Origin of the sequence: Leptonema illini DSM 21528, assembly GCF_000243335.1 — a bacterium.
In the GTDB taxonomy this organism is placed as follows: Bacteria; Spirochaetota; Leptospiria; order Leptospirales; family Leptonemataceae; genus Leptonema; species Leptonema illini.
The window spans coordinates 320,250-336,982 of the sequence record NZ_JH597773.1; the positions used below are offsets into that span (position 1 = coordinate 320,250).

The 16,733-nt window shown below is 54.4% G+C and carries 20 protein-coding genes; 9 read left to right on the top strand and 11 right to left on the bottom strand.

Features of this window, described 5'->3' with window-relative positions:
* Positions 1 to 3 precede the first annotated feature (3 nt).
* Positions 4 to 1,296, top strand: a complete 1,293-nt coding sequence (locus tag LEPIL_RS01425) for a citrate/2-methylcitrate synthase (protein WP_002769228.1) — start codon at positions 4 to 6, stop codon at positions 1,294 to 1,296.
* A gap of 71 nt (positions 1,297 to 1,367) precedes the next feature.
* On the opposite strand, the gene LEPIL_RS01430 is transcribed toward LEPIL_RS01425, so the two are convergent.
* A complete protein-coding gene (locus tag LEPIL_RS01430; RefSeq protein ID WP_002769230.1) occupies positions 1,368 to 1,673 on the bottom strand; it encodes a hypothetical protein in 306 nt (101 codons plus the stop codon).
* Complete coding sequence (locus tag LEPIL_RS01435) at positions 1,670 to 2,269, bottom strand: regulatory protein RecX (RefSeq protein WP_002769232.1); 600 nt, start codon at positions 2,267 to 2,269, stop codon at positions 1,670 to 1,672. Before LEPIL_RS01435 ends, LEPIL_RS01430 begins: the two co-directional genes overlap by 4 nt.
* Positions 2,270 to 2,514: 245 nt before the next feature.
* Between LEPIL_RS01435 and LEPIL_RS01440 the strand changes: the two genes are divergently transcribed.
* Positions 2,515 to 5,262 carry an LA_3659 family protein gene (locus LEPIL_RS01440; protein WP_002769234.1) on the top strand — a complete coding sequence of 916 codons (2,748 nt, stop codon included), beginning with the start codon at positions 2,515 to 2,517 and terminating at the stop codon, positions 5,260 to 5,262.
* A 42-nt stretch (positions 5,263 to 5,304) separates the two neighbouring features.
* Positions 5,305 to 5,808 carry a hypothetical protein gene (locus tag LEPIL_RS01445; protein WP_002769235.1) on the top strand — a complete coding sequence of 168 codons (504 nt, stop codon included), beginning with the start codon at positions 5,305 to 5,307 and terminating at the stop codon, positions 5,806 to 5,808.
* Here the strand turns inward: LEPIL_RS01445 and LEPIL_RS01450 are convergent.
* The 3 genes from LEPIL_RS01450 to LEPIL_RS01460 are packed head-to-tail and all read right to left on the bottom strand — an operon-like array spanning position 5,779 to position 7,259.
* Entirely contained in the window at positions 5,779 to 6,216 is a 438-nt protein-coding gene (locus LEPIL_RS01450; protein ID WP_002769236.1) for an RrF2 family transcriptional regulator, read from the bottom strand. The two genes, LEPIL_RS01445 and LEPIL_RS01450, sit on opposite strands and share 30 nt — an antisense overlap.
* 5 nt (positions 6,217 to 6,221) lie before the next feature.
* Positions 6,222 to 6,899 (bottom strand): SRPBCC family protein, encoded by a 678-nt coding sequence (locus tag LEPIL_RS01455; protein WP_002769238.1) that lies wholly within the window; start codon positions 6,897 to 6,899, stop codon positions 6,222 to 6,224.
* Positions 6,900 to 6,905: 6 nt separating this feature from the next.
* The gene (locus LEPIL_RS01460) at positions 6,906 to 7,259 is read right to left on the bottom strand and encodes a hypothetical protein (protein ID WP_002769240.1); all 354 of its coding nucleotides are present in this window, start codon (positions 7,257 to 7,259) and stop codon (positions 6,906 to 6,908) included.
* A gap of 193 nt (positions 7,260 to 7,452) precedes the next feature.
* Here LEPIL_RS01460 and LEPIL_RS01465 point away from each other — a divergent pair, with 193 nt between their 5' ends.
* Complete coding sequence (locus LEPIL_RS01465; protein WP_425435245.1) at positions 7,453 to 7,665, top strand: DUF1858 domain-containing protein; 213 nt, start codon at positions 7,453 to 7,455, stop codon at positions 7,663 to 7,665.
* Positions 7,666 to 7,736: 71 nt separating this feature from the next.
* Here LEPIL_RS01465 and LEPIL_RS21430 read toward each other — a convergent pair whose 3' ends face one another.
* Together LEPIL_RS21430 and LEPIL_RS23865 are read right to left on the bottom strand one after the other, a co-directional pair.
* Positions 7,737 to 9,371 carry a leucyl aminopeptidase family protein gene (locus tag LEPIL_RS21430; RefSeq protein ID WP_002769244.1) on the bottom strand — a complete coding sequence of 545 codons (1,635 nt, stop codon included), beginning with the start codon at positions 9,369 to 9,371 and terminating at the stop codon, positions 7,737 to 7,739.
* A 33-nt stretch (positions 9,372 to 9,404) separates the two neighbouring features.
* The gene (locus tag LEPIL_RS23865; protein ID WP_002769246.1) at positions 9,405 to 10,115 is read right to left on the bottom strand and encodes a peroxiredoxin; all 711 of its coding nucleotides are present in this window, start codon (positions 10,113 to 10,115) and stop codon (positions 9,405 to 9,407) included.
* 158 nt (positions 10,116 to 10,273) lie between these two features.
* Here LEPIL_RS23865 and trxB point away from each other — a divergent pair, with 158 nt between their 5' ends.
* Positions 10,274 to 11,239: a thioredoxin-disulfide reductase gene (trxB, locus tag LEPIL_RS01480; RefSeq protein ID WP_002769248.1), complete on the top strand. Its 966-nt coding sequence runs from the start codon at positions 10,274 to 10,276 to the stop codon at positions 11,237 to 11,239.
* A gap of 113 nt (positions 11,240 to 11,352) precedes the next feature.
* Here trxB and LEPIL_RS01485 read toward each other — a convergent pair whose 3' ends face one another.
* Positions 11,353 to 11,694 (bottom strand): type II toxin-antitoxin system PemK/MazF family toxin, encoded by a 342-nt coding sequence (locus LEPIL_RS01485; protein ID WP_002769249.1) that lies wholly within the window; start codon positions 11,692 to 11,694, stop codon positions 11,353 to 11,355.
* The gene (locus LEPIL_RS01490) at positions 11,684 to 11,902 is read right to left on the bottom strand and encodes a DUF2281 domain-containing protein (RefSeq protein ID WP_002769251.1); all 219 of its coding nucleotides are present in this window, start codon (positions 11,900 to 11,902) and stop codon (positions 11,684 to 11,686) included. Before LEPIL_RS01490 ends, LEPIL_RS01485 begins: the two co-directional genes overlap by 11 nt.
* 133 nt (positions 11,903 to 12,035) lie before the next feature.
* Between LEPIL_RS01490 and LEPIL_RS01495 the strand changes: the two genes are divergently transcribed.
* From LEPIL_RS01495 to rpsD, 4 genes are all read left to right on the top strand, one after another.
* Entirely contained in the window at positions 12,036 to 12,554 is a 519-nt protein-coding gene (locus LEPIL_RS01495) for a hypothetical protein (protein WP_002769253.1), read from the top strand.
* Positions 12,551 to 13,873: a hypothetical protein gene (locus tag LEPIL_RS01500; RefSeq protein ID WP_002769255.1), complete on the top strand. Its 1,323-nt coding sequence runs from the start codon at positions 12,551 to 12,553 to the stop codon at positions 13,871 to 13,873. The genes LEPIL_RS01495 and LEPIL_RS01500 overlap by 4 nt, the downstream gene beginning before the upstream one ends.
* 93 nt (positions 13,874 to 13,966) lie before the next feature.
* Positions 13,967 to 14,458, top strand: a complete 492-nt coding sequence (locus LEPIL_RS01505) for a hypothetical protein (protein ID WP_002769257.1) — start codon at positions 13,967 to 13,969, stop codon at positions 14,456 to 14,458.
* 223 nt (positions 14,459 to 14,681) lie between these two features.
* On the top strand, positions 14,682 to 15,302 hold the full coding sequence (gene rpsD / locus LEPIL_RS01510; protein ID WP_002769259.1) for a 30S ribosomal protein S4: 621 nt from the start codon (positions 14,682 to 14,684) through the stop codon (positions 15,300 to 15,302).
* 85 nt (positions 15,303 to 15,387) lie between these two features.
* Here rpsD and LEPIL_RS01515 read toward each other — a convergent pair whose 3' ends face one another.
* Positions 15,388 to 15,744, bottom strand: a complete 357-nt coding sequence (locus LEPIL_RS01515) for a flagellar protein FlaG (protein WP_002769261.1) — start codon at positions 15,742 to 15,744, stop codon at positions 15,388 to 15,390.
* Between the two features lie 170 nt (positions 15,745 to 15,914).
* Positions 15,915 to 16,712 carry an RNA polymerase sigma factor WhiG gene (whiG, locus tag LEPIL_RS01520; protein ID WP_002769263.1) on the bottom strand — a complete coding sequence of 266 codons (798 nt, stop codon included), beginning with the start codon at positions 16,710 to 16,712 and terminating at the stop codon, positions 15,915 to 15,917.
* Positions 16,713 to 16,733: the final 21 nt, after the last annotated feature.

Consider the following 16,733-nt stretch of genomic DNA (forward strand, 5'->3'; position numbering starts at 1 on the left):
TGTATGTCGGAATTCATCCCCTACAACTACAACGGTCGCGATCTCTCTCTGCCACTTATTGAATCGACGGACGGCTCGAAAGCCGTCTCTGTTCAGCATCTTACCGAAGATACCGGGCTTTATACGTTTGATCCGGCCCTGAACAACACGGCCATCGCAAAAAGCGCCATCTCGTACATCGACGCGAAGCATGACCGCCTGTTCTATCGCGGTTATAATATCGAAGAGCTTGTCGAACGATCGACCTTCGTCGAGACTGCCTTTCTTCTCATATACGGTAAACTGCCGAGCGCCGAAGAGCTGGCCCAATTCTCAAACGGATTGAGCAAGCATTCGATGATCCATGAATCGATGCGCAACTTCTTCGATTCCTTTCCTGGCAAAAGCGTCCATCCGCTTGCCATTCTTGCCACGATGGTGACGGGGCTTTCGGGCTATTACCCCGATTCATTCGAGGAGCATATCAGCAAAGGCGTCGATATTCGCATCCGCCTGCTTGCGAAGGTTCGCACGCTCGCCGCCTGGTCCTACAAGAAATCGGTCGGCCAGCCCATCGTATATCCGCGCGACGAACTTCCCTATTGTACGAACTTCCTGAACATGATGTTCGCCATTCCTGCCGAGGCTCATGTAGTAACGCCGGCCGACGATCGTATTCTCAATCAGATGCTCATTCTATACGCCGATCATGAGATGAACGCCACGACAACGACGGTTCGCGTCGTCGCCTCGGCCCGAGCCAATCTTTTCGCCTGCATCAACGCCGGCATCTGCTCGCTCTGGGGATCGCGCGAATCCGACGCAACGATGCCGCCGGCGCTCATGCTTCTTCGCATGATCGATAACAATCTGACTCCCGATCAATACTTCGAGAAATTCTTACAGGGCCGCGAACAGCTCAAGCTGAACGGCTTCGGTCATGCCGCTTATGAAGGCGAAGATCCGCGAGCGAAGATCAGCCGCCGCATCTTCCACGACTATCTGAAATCGCATCCCGAAGCGAAGTATGATCCGCTCATTCAAAAAGGCCTCGACGTCGAGCACTTCGCCATGAACCATACGGTCTTCAAGCAACTGAAGATGTACCCGAATGTGGAGTTCTACTCAGCGCTGATCTTCAAGATGCTCGGTATTCCGCCCGAGATGAATAACGTGATCCGCACCATCGGTAAACTTGCCGGCTGGCTGGGCCACTGGTCCGAAGCTCGGCAGGATACCGAACGCCGCGTCTACAGACCGAGACAGATGTATTCAGGCGATCTCAACCGATCCTACGTTCCCATCGAGCAGAGATAAGGCCCGATGCCGCTCTCACTCTCATCGGGGGCACGCTTTTCGGTGAGGGTGGAGGCGCTGCGGGATTTCGATCAGTCTTTCTTTTGTTTTTTGCGCCCCAGCATGCGGGATAGAAACGGGATGCGAATACCCAGGCGTTCGAGGGCGTAGGTGAGCAGCAGCACAGCGGTGCCTTCGTCAAGCCATCCTACGATGGGGAATGCATCGGTGGGTTCGGGAATCACAACATAAACCGCTGAGAGAACGGCGACGGCGATCCAGAACCATTTCAGCCATCCGGTCGGCTTAACAGGGCCTTCTTCGGCGGCGACCGGGACGGCATCTTTTACGGGAGCCTCGGTATTTGACGGTGCTTCGTTCATGCGATCCTGATTCATACGTTCTCCTGCCTCTGCTTGAGAAATGACTGAATACGCGACGACGAGAATCCCCGTCTCGCAAGGGCCTGTTTTAACGCCGGCCCTTCTTTGCTGCGAATGCTCGACGATTGCATGGCAATGTCAAGCGCCTCGTGCCATTCGTCTTCTGAGACGGCCTGCAATGCCTGCGAGATGACGGCGTCATCAAAGCCGGCCGCCTTCAGCTCCATCTGCAGACGCTGCTCGCCCTGTCCCTTTTTCAGGCGACGCCCCACCTCACGCGTGGCCACCCACAGCGTATCATAGGAGTCGCTGCGCACAATATGACGAAAGATTCGCTCGGCTTTCTCACCGGAAAATCCAAGAGAGGCGATCTTTGTCTTGAGGCGACCGGGCGTCCACGTTCCTGAGAGCGAAGATTCAAGACGTCGGATGGCCGTTTGTTCTTCAAGGCTGAAATCCTCTGATAAAAGATCCGTTGCCTGCTCTGCATCTTGATCACCTGTGGCGCCCGCCTGCGCGTGATGCGATGAAGCCGGATTTCTATTGTCGGGACTGCCCCACATGTAAGTAACATTGCCTACGGTTACGTGTTTCTGCGCTTTCTCTTTCATGTTATACCCGCCATAGCCCCAGATTGTAGACCCTCACCCGGACATGGGCTCAGGCCGACAGAAAGCCAGCATCAGATGAGAATTCAAAAAAGTGCGCCCCCACCGTGCCTGAAAGGATTTTTCTTGCAAAATCGCTGTACAGGAAGAAAAAGGAGCGTTAAGTGACATAATAAGGGCCCCGCTGCGAGCGATTTCTCAAGCAGGCTCTACGCAATTTTACCGCCACGGCGGATTGTGAGGATACCATGATCTACACCCTGATCCTTCTGAGCTTCCTCGGCTCCGTTGCCGTCGCCTTTGTCGTACGGTATATGGATCGCAGCGAGATCCGCCAGATTCGCCGTCAGAGCGAGTTACAGCACCTTCAGCTTGAGAAGGTGGCCGACGAAAGGATCAGAGCGATCGACGATGCGACGATCGATTTCGAGATGAAGGTCCGTCAGGCTCGCTCTGCACGGGAAGAGATGACGGCCCTGCTTGACGAGAATCGCGAGCAGATCGAGATCCTCAAAGAAGACAGCCGCATCATCGACCGCGTTCAATCCGAGATCCGCCGTATCGCTGAAGAGGCCTCTGAGGTGAATAAACAGGTTCATCTTCTGGAAGCAGGCCTTGAGCGCGTCGGCCGCACACGCACGGTCATCGAGAATCTGGAGAAACGCACGGCCGACCTCTCTGAAAACCTGCATCTGCGCGGAGAAGAGGTGCGCGAGCGGCTTGAAGAGATCCTCAATCAGATCATCGCCGAGGCGCGCGATAAAACAAGGGAATTCGTCGAAAAAGAAAACCAGATTCTTCGCGACCTGCATGGACGTCAGGAGACGATCTCGCGCGGCCTTGATGAAGAGATGCATCAGGTCGATCTCGTTCATGAGCGTGTCGCCGGCCTTCAGGATCAGCTTGAAGAGCGCGTCTCTCTTGAGAACGTAAGACTTGAAGAGCGCTTTAATGATCTGGAGCGCCGTTTTCAGGAACGCATCCACGGCATGGAGTCCGGACTGGGACAGGTGCGCGAAACGGCTGTGAAGTCGATGAAAGAAGAGATCGCCCGCATCCGCAACGAGCTCGACAACTTCAGCCTGGAAACGATCGCTTCGCGCGACGAGATCATCAACGACACGCGGCGTATGGCGACCGGACTCGTCGATCAGATCGAGGGCTTTCAGGCAAAATTCCTGAACGCCGAGAACCGCCTCACGAAATTGATCGACGACGGAAAATCCGGCCTGAACGAAAAATTCGAAGAGCTTGCGAATAACTACGACATGACATTCAAGGCTCGCAGCGAAGAGATGCGTTCCTCGCTTGATGAGATGAACGATGAGATCGAGCGCCTGCGCAAAGAGAAAAGCGCTCAGATCGAAGCGCAGCTGCAATCCGACTACGAGAACATCATCGGCGGCATCGCCACGGCCGGCGAACGTCTGCGCGATAGCCTGAGTACGCATGTTGAAAATCTGCGAAGCGAGATCCAGGCGAAGATGACCGGCGATCATGAAGATCTTCTGAAAACTCGCGAGAGCTTTATTCGCATCAAAGAAGAGCTCGAAGATCGCATCGATAGCCTCGAAGATCAGATTCGCGAGGTGGGCCGGGCCCGTCAGAAGATCGAAGAATTTTCAGAGAAGGCAAAAACCGAGATCACCGAGAAGCAATCCGATCTCGTCGAAGAGCTCGAACGTCGCGCCTCTAAATTCATGGAAGAGCAGGATCAGAAGCTCGGTCGCCTTAATACGACGATCGACGAGAAGATCTCAAGACAGCTGACCATGCTTGTCGATCGCGGACAGATCCAGGTCGAAGAGCTGGAACGCCGTACCTCCGACACGATCCGTCGATCGATCGAACACATGGAGCGTGAACTCTCTAAAGCAAGGGACGAGTTCGCCGGCATCCGCGCCGAGGTGATCAACGAGACCGAAAAGGGCCGCGATCTACGTGACGCTATTCTTAAAGAGATTCACGAAGACCAGGGACGCATGCGCAAGTTTGAAGAAAAGCTCGCGCTCGTCGATACGGCCGAAACGCTGGCGCTGCGCCTCGACGAGGCCGTGACGGCGCTCACGGCTCGCATGAACGAGGCGCGATCCGAACGATCCGAGATGGACGCCTTCTTCAGCAAGCTCGAAAGCCTGAAAGAGATCAGACAGAAGCTCGAGAAAGAGGTCGGATACCTGACCGAACGACGCATTCTGCTCGACGGAGCCGAAGATCGCTTCGCCTCGTTAACAGGACAGATCCAGGAGCTGGAAGCCCGTTTCGCTACAGTTGAAGGGGCCGACCGCGTTCTTGAACGAATCGAAGAACGCATGCTCAAATTCGACGAATATCGCAAGAGCTTTGAATCGTTCTTCCGTGATCTGGCTGATCGTCGCAAGTATTTCGAAACGACGCTGAACGCCGTCGAGAAATCGAAGAAAGAGGCCGCCGATTCGGCGACAATGGCTAAAGGATTCCTCGATCAGCTCGAAAGGATCGACCTGCGCAGAGATTCGGCTAAAAAAGAGGTAGAGGCGCTTGAAAAACGCGTCGCCGGCCTGCAGCATATGGACCGCGAATTCCAGAAGGTCGAGGCGCGCTTCGAACAGATGGAAACCCTGTTAACCGACCTCGAACAGAAACAGGATCAGATCGCCACGATGTCGAAGAAGATAGGCGAGATCGCCAAACAGAGCGACTACATGCGCGGCGAACTCGAATCCCTGCTCTCAGAGGCGGGCGAAAAGATGGATCGCCTCTCGGCCTTCTACGAGACCGTCGACCAGATGCTGCATGATGCCGATAGAGCGTCGGCAACGACAGAATCCAGAACAGAGCCGAAACCTGCCGATCGCAAAAAGGCCGCCGGACTTGAGGAATGGAAGAAAGAAGGCATCCTCTCCCTCTATGTGAATCATAAGTGGGAGCCCGAACTGATCGCCGAACGCATGAAAATCGACGTTGCTACCGTACGCAGCGTAATCGGAACCTACAGGCAGGCCCATCCGGTATAACCAACTCTGTGAACGACGAGTTTTAACCGTAAGGAAAAAAGAATGAAACCCACGACTATCACCATACTGCTTCTCGCAATGAGCACGGGGCTTCTGGCAGCTCCAGAAAAACGAAAAACAGAAAAGGCAGAAAAACCCGCCGAAACGACGATAAAAGGCAAGAAGCCCGAGCAGATGGTGGCGATCTTCTTTGATCTTTTTCGTAGCCGCGGGCCGGCGCAGGCCGTCGACTATATCTTCTCGAACAACCCTAATATTTACGAAAGACAGGACTCTGTGGGCGCCCTGAAAGAAAAAGTGGGAAAGCTTGAAGAGATGCTTGGCAAGGAGCACGGGCAGGTTCTGATTCAGGACCGACAGTTTGCCGATACCATCAGGGTCATTTCGTATCTTGTGAAGTACGATCGCCAGCCTTTGCGCTTTACCTTCGTTTTCTACAAGGCTGAAAACCGCTGGGTGACCTATCAGTTCAACTTCGATGATCCGATGGACGAGGCGACGACGAGAGAAACGCGATCACTTAGCTTCGAGCCGGTCGTACAGTAGCTTGGCTGCCTGGCGCACCGTCATGCGAGCCATGTCGCGGCGGATGCCGTCTTTAAATCGCACCCAGCCATGATGCAGCGGACACGGTTTGTCGTCGCTGCATCCGGGCCACTCCATCACACATCGATCAAGATGGCGATCGTATCCGGTGAATGCGATGACGTCGTTCACCGTAAGATCCATATTTTCTTCTGGAATATAAAAACCGCCGGTGGGACCGGTGCTCGATCGCAGAATCTTGTTTTTCACAAGTGACTGGATAATCCTCGCCAGGTAGCTGCGAGAAACGCCCAGCGCCTCTGACATCTCCTTCACCTTGTAGTAGCGGTTCTCTTCATAGTGCCGGGCCAGGAAAAGCACGGCCTTGAGAGTAAGAATCGTCTGGCGGTCGAAGAGGATTGTTTCCATCAATGTCAGATTTTTCTCTCTACCGCACAGCTTCCATTCATTTCAGATGGCGTGGCCCGAAATTCTGCTGTAGGATTAGTCAGGAAACGACGCAGATGCGTAACGATGCCGGGGGCCTCCTTCCTCATGCCGTATTGAATTAGAGACTCAGGAACAAGTGGCAGGCCCGGATCAAAGAAAACCCTGTAATAAAGCAGTGTGCTTTTTCCATCCTCTGACTGGTAGAGAGTCCAACTTCCGGAATTTCCCGTTAAGGTTCCGTCTACCCGTTCCCAGGAGAGCGTGCACGTGGAGGGCGACTTCACGGCTCGATGCAATGACCAGCGGTCATCAAACGGCCAGGGAAAATCAAAAACGGCCCTTTGTACTTCAGATCCGTCCGATCCGACACGTTCGACGGCACTGCTTATAACGGAAGGATAGATCGCCTTTTGAAACGACGTATCAGCAAGCGCCTTCCACACCTGTGCCGGAGGGGCCTCAATCCAACCGATTACCGTTATGGTTCCCCCCTTTTCGTGCCTCTGTAGATGGGTCAGGACGTCTCCCTGGTTCAGACTTCGCCGCTGAATCGTCGTTAGCGGAAGAGCCGAAAGACCCATAACGGGCCCCCAGAGAACAGCCAGCCCGAAAAGCAAGGTCGCCTTCCGGGCAAGCGAGCCGGTATTACGAAAAAGAGGCATCACTGTTCAATATACCTCGCCGTACACCGATGTCGTTACAGGAGTGATAAAAAAACTGATCGGAGGAAGGATGGCCCACCAGTAGGTTTCATCGGTTTGCACAATGACGACCTTCCGTCCGCGATTCTGTCGGGCCTTTTTCGTGAATTCGTCCATCGTGGCATCGAGCCCCGCATCGAAGTAAACGGGATACACACTGACGAACAGATAAACGCCGATACGCGAGGTCTTTTGCATACCGATGGGAACGGCTTCCTGCTGTCCCTGCACTCCGTTATAACGTCGGGAAAGCGTCGTTGTGCTGCACGAGGCAAACAGGAGAATCCCTATTAGAATACACGGAAATAAGAGTCGGTTCATTCTGAAACTCCGAAAGAGATGATAAGGCCTGCCCAGAGAAACCCGGTCAGGCCGGATTCGACCACCCTGCGCGATAAGCCCCTGTCAGGCAACGACGAAATCCCGCATCCGGTGCGCTTCGTAGTTGACCGCCCCCCGCTTTCTCGCTATACTGGACGGAGTATTCTGTACGGAGACCAAGACAATGTCTGAAATGACCCAGGAAAAACGCCAGTTTAGCGCCGACATGAGCGTAGGCGAGGCGATGCAAACGCATCCAGAAGCAGGGCTGGTTTTCTCCAGTTATCATCTTGGCGGCTGTTCACACTGCTCCATCAACGAGCTGGAGACCATCGAGCAGGTATGCATGGGTTACGGTGTTCCCGTTGACCAGCTGCTCGACAGTCTGAACAACCTTCTGGATTGATTTCAGGGCTCCGGCCCGTCAGCCGCCCGGTCTTCGGGCGGCCGCTTCTCTTCGCTTTGCCTTTGCCCCGATCAGGGACGCTCGTCCATCCGCTCGAAGAAATTCCGCATAAACCGCAATCCCCAACCCGAAGGCCCGCGGGCATACTCAGGCCCCGAGCTTTTATAGGCCGTACCCGCAATGTCCAGATGCGCCCAGGGAATGTTCGCATCGACAAAACGGGAAAGGAATCGCATCGCCGTAACCGTTCCTGCGGCTCGACCGGCAATATTACGAACGTCGGCCACATCTGATTTAAGACCCTCGTCGTAGATAGACCAGTGCGGCAGACGCCAGCCCCGCTCAAGACTGCGTCGGCAGGCGGCGTCGACCTCTGATGCCAGCCCCTCTGAACCGGTCATGAAGGCCGTCGCATCGTTACCGAGGGCGATGACGCAGGCCCCTGTTAACGTGGCAAAATCAAGAAGCACCGCCGGATGATACTGCTTGCAGGCCATGGCCAGCAGGTCGCCGAGCACGAGGCGGCCTTCGGCATCGGTATTCTGGACCTCTACCGTTAAACCGTTATACGCCGTGTACACGTCGCCCGGCTTGATGGCGCGGCCGTCGGGCATATTCTCGGCCAGACCTATCAGAGCGGTTACGGAGGTTTTGAGCTTCTTCTTCGCGGCCAGAGCGACGGCATGAAGAACAAGGGCCGATCCGCTCATGTCGTATTTCATCTCATGCATGTCGGCGGGCGGCTTGAGCGAGATGCCGCCCGTATCAAAGGTGATCCCCTTGCCCACCAGAACGATCGGATGACTTCGGCGACTTCCCGTATACTCGACGACAAGCACGCGAGGCGGGATCTCAGATCCTTTACCGACGGCGATAACGCCTCCGAATCCCTGTTTCTCGAGGTCGCTTCCTTTGATGACCTTGAGTTTCAGTCCATACTGCTTAACGAAGCCACGGGCAAACTGTTCGTATTGCTCGGGATTGAGAAAATTCCCGGGAAGCGCCGCTATATGGCGCGAAGAGGCGGCCAGCTCGCCGACAAGCGCCCCTTCGTGTGCGGCCTTTTTCAAGTCCGTGGAGTTAACCCCTTCGGCAGACAGTATGATGCGTACGCGCTTTCCTTTTTTGCTGCCGTTTGATCCGTTTGTGGCGTCGCTGTCCCGCTCCGTCTTCAAGATGGCCGTCGTGCTTCCGCCCAGGAACACGGCATAGACGGCCTGAAAGATCACGTCGCTTTCGGTGAAGGGTTGTAGATAGTCGGGAACCTTGCGCTCCCTGCCTTTTACATGCGGTTGACGAAACGGGTCAGGCGCATTCTCAGCGAGTGCTCCGTATTCCTTTGCAACCGAGAACAGTGTGGCCGGCAGCTGAATTCCAACGACGGCCGGTCGGATGGACAGAAGCTGTGCGCCCAGAGCGCGAAAGGCTGCCACAAGGGTATCCGGATGAAATCGGGCCCGTTCGCCCAGACCGAGAAGGATGGTAGCTCCCGACGGCAGAAGTTCGCCGGGTCGGCCTTTAAAGAACTCGGTCTTCTTGACGCCGCCGACCAGCTTCTTCCATTCTTCATCTGAATAATCAGAGAACACGGGAAGCACGGAAGGAACGGCCTCACCGTCAAAGTGAAGGTCAAAGGGAGGAGGCGTAAATGTCGGATCAACGGCCTTGCGCTGCTTTTTTTTCAAAGGAGAGGTACTTGAATTCATCGTTTACTCGCTGATAGTTTTGTCGCAAACTCGTTATACAGAGCGTATCGCCTGTTCGACTTCGCCTGCATGACCGGCAACACGAACCGGAGAGAACACCTTTCGAATACGCAGCTCCCGATCAAGGATAAAGGTAGATCGGATGACTCCCATGAAGCTGCGTCCGTACAGCTGCTTCTCACCCCAGACTCCGAAATCGCCACACAGGCTGTGATCTGCATCGCTGATCAGCGGAAAATTTAACGACTGCTTCATGGCAAACTTTTGATGCGAGTCGGAGGAGTCGGGCGATACGCCGACTACGGAATATCCCAGTCCGCTCAGTCCTGCCTGAGCATCGCGAAAGTCGCAGGCCTCCTGTGTGCATCCCGGCGTCGCATCTTTAGGATAAAAATACAGAACGAGCCCCTTCTCGCCCACAAGCGAACTCAGCGAAACCATCCCGTCACGCACAAGAACGAGTCGATCAGCGATGACCGTACCTTCTTTTACAACGATCGTCGACGGAGCTTTCGCGGTTTTCGGCGCTGTGCCTTTCGTTCCATTCGCAGCCGCCTTCTTTACGGATTTCTTAATAGCCTTTTTGCTTGCCTTCTTCGCCACTTTCGTTGTGGATTTCTTTACGGCCTTGCGGGCGGCCTTTTTTGCGGATTTCTTTGCAGCTTTCTTCACTGATTTCTTTGCAGTCTTCTTTGCAGCTTTTTTCGAAGCCTTCTTTGAAGCCTTCTTCTTTGATGTTGCCATAGCTACGTTCCCGATCGCTCGCATCGCCTGTCGAGCAAATTAAACGTAGAGACGGGTGAGCATTCGCTTCGTCGCTTGAGCTCAGTCGGCGCAAAATCACATGGACCTCCGTGATTTCTACATAGACGCCAGAGGGGGGATGTGATTATACTGCACTCATGTCTAAAGTTGAGAACGTTATCATCATCGGCAGCGGACCGGCCGGTCATACCGCTGCCATCTATGCCGCTCGTGCTGACCTTGCTCCCATCATGTTCGAAGGGTTTATGGCTGGCGGAGTGGCCGCCGGCGGACAGCTAACGACGACGACGGAAGTCGAGAACTTCCCCGGTTTTCCCGAAGGCATCTCGGGTCCGGAGCTCATGATCAAAATGCGCGAGCAATCCGAGAGATTCGGCACCATCATCCACACCGAAACCATTTCTAAAGTAGATTTCAGCCAGCGACCATTCCGCGTCTGGCGCGACGGAGCCGAAGATGCCGAACCTCTTCTCGCACGTTCCATCATCATCGCCACGGGAGCGACGGCAAAACGTATGCAACTGCCTGGCGAGGAGACCTACTGGCAGAAGGGTATCTCGGCCTGCGCCGTCTGCGACGGAGCCCTGCCGCTCTTCCGCAACAATCCGCTCGTCGTCATCGGTGGCGGCGACTCCGCCTGCGAAGAGGCCACGTATTTAACGAAGTATGCGTCGAAGGTCTATCTCGTTCATCGCCGCGATAAACTGCGCGCCTCTCGTATCATGGCCGAGCGCACGGTGAACCATCCGAAGATCGAGATGGTGTGGAACCACATTCCCGTCGAAACGAAGGGCGACGGCAATCTGTTGAAATCGGTCGTTATCAAAGACGTCGTATCGGGCGAGGTGAAAGAACTACCGGCAAACGGCCTCTTCTATGCCATCGGCCATAAACCGAATACGGATCCGTTCGTCGGGCAGCTCGATCTCGACGAACAGGGTTATATTAAGACGGTTCCCGGTACGACGCGCACCAGCGTCGAGGGCGTCTTTGCCGCCGGCGACGTGCAGGACAAGGTCTACAGACAGGCCATCAGCGCCGCCGGCACGGGATGTATGGCCGCCCTTGAAGCGGAACGCTGGCTCGAATCGCAACCGCACTGAATTTTGACGGGCCAGCAACTGTCGTTCTCGAGTCGGGGCGGCTGAAAACGGCGATACTCAGGATTTCACCAACTTATCGAGTTGATTGAATGGCTTTTCATTGAACAGTACATCTACGAAAGCCATTTAATTAACTTAGACTGAACTCGCTCATAGCGGTTATCTGAGATTCTGCCGATCCTTCCAATCAAGCGGCTTGCTTCGACTACTGCAAGCCTCCCTGTTCTAATTATGCTCTCTGAATGTAAGCCGGATTCTTCGAAATCGCCATCGGTTGGAGAGATGCTTTCGTCCAATTCAGGTTCGAATTGACGCAACTGTGTTGATATCATGCATACCAGCCAGTCATCGTAAATGCCGGGTAGTCTTTTCAATACGAGCGCAGGTCGCAGTTTCCCTTTACCCGCATCCGTGTGAGGAAACTTGATCAGTACGACCTGGGCCTCACCGATCATGAAACGCCTCCCGGATATCAGCCATGGAATAATCAGAATCCTCGCCTTCCATGCCCCTCATAGCCGATTCGAGGGAAAGATTCGACCACGCGATCCGTTCCTCTTGAATCGTCCTTGTCTTCAGATACTCAGAATAATCAAGAACCTGCTTTTGCAGCTCCTCTGGCAAATCCTGGATGGAATTTAACAGTTGCTCTGCGATCGTCATAACTCAGAAGGATATAAGAACCCCGCCGTCTGTCGAGTATTTTAAAAAATGACTCGATACAGGCCACCATTTAGTAACCTTCCCACCAGCCACTTCGTTGATTGATCTTGACACAGAAGGGGCATTCCGTTCCATGGTTGTTTATCCCTTTTCACAGGACGTGGACATGGCCCGCGAATCCGGCGAATTCCAGATCTCCGAATTACTGAAAATCACCGCTCAGAACAAATATGCCGCTGCCGTTGCTGCCTTCGAGGTAGTCGACAACGCTCATATGCTTGATCTTCCTCCAAAATGGGGAACTCGCAAGGCTGCCGTACAGGCCATGATGGCGCTGTCACGGGACGTAGTCCAGTTTGACTTCATCTCTGATGAACAGCGCGAAAAACTCGAAGCCGAGCTACAGATCAACACGCATCGCGACTCGGCCGAGGCGCTTTTTCGGGGCTCTCCGGCATCGGCTCCGGTCCTTGCAGACTCCGAAGACGATCTCGACGAGATCGGCGAGATCATTGATGAGCGTATGGAAGGCGGTGCCGACGAGGTTGCCGAAGACGCCTCTGAGTCAGATTCCGAGTCCGATTCGGATTCCGGCGATGATGATGCAGCCGACGAAGACGAAGATCTCGACGACGGAGACGACGACGATTGATCCTGCCCGAGCTCGACGAACCGGTGCGGCTTGAGCCGCCCGTCGGGCTTCCTGCGAATCTCTGGATTCGAGACAGACCTCTTCATTCTCTGAAAGGAAGCGAGAAAGAGTTTGAACGCTTCCTTTCCACCCTGAAGGCCATCCCCGTAAACGCCCGTATTCTGCTGATCGGTGCCGGTGCGCTCTTCGACAGACTCGCCGCTTTTCCCGTAACGCTTTACGAACCGCTGCTACAGCTACGACGACTCTATACGGAACGCACCACGCTTTCTACTGTCGGTTCCGATATCGACCTCACACAGTATGATGCCGTTATCGTGCATCCGGCCTATCGCCGCATGTTCCCGGAGCTGAACCGTTTTCACCGAGAATATGGCATAAAGCCAGAAAGCGCACAGAGACGACCGGGCGTTGATGACCGCACGACCGCTCATTTCTTGCGCCAGTGGCTGCGTAATTACAGCATCCGATTGAATCAGAGAGAGCTCCATTTCTTTGAAGGCTTTTCACCGGCACCGTCGACCTTTCTTTTCTGCGGCGCCGGCCCCTCTCTTCTCGAAGACCTGAACCGCTACAGAGAGCAGTTTGCCGCATCGCAGGAACAACCGATCGTGCTTGCTGCCGATACGGCGGCCGCTGCCGTCCTGCATGCCGGATGGCCTGTCGATCTTGTGCTCAGCGTCGATAGCGGGTCGGGCACTTCGTATCACTTTGCGCTCTTACGAGAAACGGCAAGACTTCGCGGCATCCCCCTGCCCCCGGTCTTATCCTGGATGGCCGGATCTGCCTTTGCTGAGCAGGCCGGATTCCCGGTTTATTTTGTGCCTACTCTCTTTCCGCCCGATCAGATCCTTACCGCTCATCTTGCTCTCGGCACGCCCTTTGCCAATCCTTACAGAAACGTGCTCGGCTATGCCGTCGCCCTCACCGCCCGCCATGCTGGATCACGTCTGCTCATGGCCGGCGTGGGATTCAAACCCCGCCAGAATCAGTTTTACGTTCGTGGAACGGGATACGACCTCTTTCATAGCATGCGCCAGAACCGGCTTGATACGGCAGAGCAATACCATGTTCAACTGACCGACAGACAGCGCCATGCGAACCGATCGGCGCTGGCACGTTTACAGGAGGCCGAGCAACTGGCAGGGGCCGCAGCTCTTCAGAGTGTGGCCGGTCCGTTTCAACTACGCTCGACAACGTACTCGGGCGCAACACTGAGCAAGACGCTTCTGGCCGCGCATGCCGGGACACTGCTCCGTCAGGAGTTCGGCGAACCCTTTCACTCTCTGACCCGCAGGCATCTGGCTTTTTGCGATTGACGAGTATCGAATGGCCTGCTTCTTTTTATGAAAAGATAGAGTAAAGACCGAGCCTGACCTGAAACACCGAATCCCGCCGTGCCGGCGGGTCCAATGAAACCAATGAACGAATCACGACAGCGGAAAGAACCCGAACGAAAAAAGGTAACGGTACGGCTGAGCAAGCCGATCCGCTATCTGTATCGCCCCGAGCTGGGTCGCCTGATTCCCGTTTCAGAGGCCTCGGCCGACGAGTATTCCGTTACCGTAGAGATGATTTTGCCTTCCGTCGATCTACACACGGAATCATTTGTGCAAAATCTCATGCGTCAGTTCAAGCCCGACACCATCGCCGACCGCATGCAGAATCTCATGGAACAGAACGTCGAACGCGATTTTCACAGAGCGCTTGATCGCGCCGAGTACGACGTCGTGCGGCTTTCGGCAGCCCGCGTCATTGCCAGCGATGACGAACCGGGCAGGGTTTACAAGTTCCTGGGCGACGTGCTTAAGATCGCCTCTCGCCGTATGGAGACCGACAGCCGGGGCTTCGTAAACGAACTCACAATCGCATTACAGAACCGCGGCCTCATGCAAGAAGAGTAGTGAGATTAACCGTCCGATCCTCAGCGGTTGAACTCTTGCCTTTTTCTTCACCGACCGTGTGGCTGTCGGTCAGACCACGAAGAGCGGCTCGGGAACGACCCGATACCCGACTGTCCCTTTTTTTGCTTTTCACACGAAAAAGCTCGAAAAATCTGGAGTTGCGGGCCGGATTAACCGGCTGAAATACCGTAATTCCAAAATTCAGACGGCCGCGGAGTAAACATTGGCTACGATTCGTAAACCACGTCACAAGATCTGTCGTTCTGCAGGCTACTGCCTCTATAACGACCCGAAATGCCCTTCGATCAAGCGTCCCTTCCCTCCGGGACATCGCCCCGACTCACGTCGTAAGAAGAAGTCTCCGTATGGCGAGCAGCTGCTCGAAAAGCAGAAACTGCGTCTTACCTACGGCATGATGGAAAAGCAGTTCTATCGTACTTTTGAAAAAGCATCGCGCATGCACGGCAACAAATCCGACAACTTCCTGATGCTGCTTGAAACCCGCCTGATGACGCTCGTCTATCGTCTGGGCCTTGCCCGTTCCGTATTTGACGCCCGTCAGCTGATCACGCACGGCCATGTTACCATCGACGGACGTCGTATGGACATTCCGTCCTATCAGGTGAAGGCCGGCCAGGTAATCGGTGTTGCACCGGAATCGAAGGCGCTTGATCGCATCAAGCTGGCAATGGAAGGTCGTCAGAATGCGACGAATCCTGTTCCGTATCTGGAAGTGCAGGAAGATGGCATCTCGGGCAAATACCTGGGCATGACACATGCCGGCGATATTCCGACCGCCGATCGTATCAACATTGCAAGGATCATTGAATTCTACTCGAAATAATTCGAGCGAAACGATTCTACGGAAAGGCTCCTTCGGGGGCCTTTTCTTTTTTCAGGCGGGAAAAGAAAAAGCGAGCATGCCGCTTTCAGGCATGCTCTTCAAGCAACAATCCCGACAGTTCCTGTATACGGGCTGCATAATCGAGCAGCTTGTTTGAAGGAATCTTCTGCATCACCTCACCGGTCAGATAGTTGTAGAGTTCTACCTGAATGCTGCCGGTATCGGAATGCACCGAATAACGAAATCTCGTATTCGGATGGTTCGGGTTGAAGATATCCAGCGCTCGAATCGCCCGATCGATACGATGTCGGTTCTCGGGCGTATCGGGCACGTTCGAATACTGTCTGTCGGCCGATTCATGATGCTCCGAATGTGACCGGTTTTCAGGTCGAACAGCCGTTACCGCATCATGCAGCTCCTTAATCCTGGTGTTGATTTCCATACAGATCCTCTTGCTCAGAGTATCGGAGAAAGAGGGGATCTGCATTAGGGTCGACAGAGCGGTGCACGGACAGGGCAATGCCTCCCTTCCTCAGAAAAAAGGTCGCGTTGCCGTTCGTTGAGCCTCCCACAACAGGCGAATCATCGGCTGAAAGAGCGGTTCTGGGAGCCTTACTTCTTGAGAGCGTTTTTCATGCGGATGAGCTTGCCCCGCAGGCGCATGATGGCCTTCGTGTGCAGCTGCGAGATACGGCTTTCGGTTACTTCGAGCACCTCGCCGATCTCTTTCAGGGTCAGATCTTCATAATAATAGAGTACAATGACCTTTTTCTCTTTGTCGGGAAGCTGTTTGATGGCCTCGACGATGACGCTTTTGATCTCTTCTCGCTCGATCAGGTTGTCGGGATTGAGATTCTCGGGGCTTTCAATGGTATCAATGAACGATACCTGATCGTTATCGTCGCCCATGAACCATACGTCGTTCAGCGAAACGATGCTGGTGCCCGAGATCTGCGTCAGCAGCGTCTGCAGTTCGTCGGTGGAGATGCCCATTTCCCGGGCAATATCCTCGTCTTCGACCGTATGGCCGAGGCGGTTTTCGAGAACTGAGATGACCTCTTCGATCTGTCGTGCCTTCTGCCGAATCGATCTCGGAATCCAGTCGATGCTTCGCAGCTCATCAAATATGGCGCCACGAATTCGAGTCATAGCATAGGTTTTGAACTTGATGTCCCGATTCGGATCAAATTTTTCTATTGCGTCAAGCAGGCCAAAAGAGCCATAGCTGACCAGATCGTCGAATTCGACGTTATGGGGCATGCCAATGGCCACCTTGCCGGCCACGTATTTGACAAGGGGGGCGTATTTGATCGTGAAATACTCCCGGATCTCCTGATCCTTCCCTTTCAGGTACTTCCGCCAGAGCTTCAGCTCATCTTCATCTTTATATTTTTCAAAAACTCTCGACATGTGCCGGCGGCCTCTGATCAT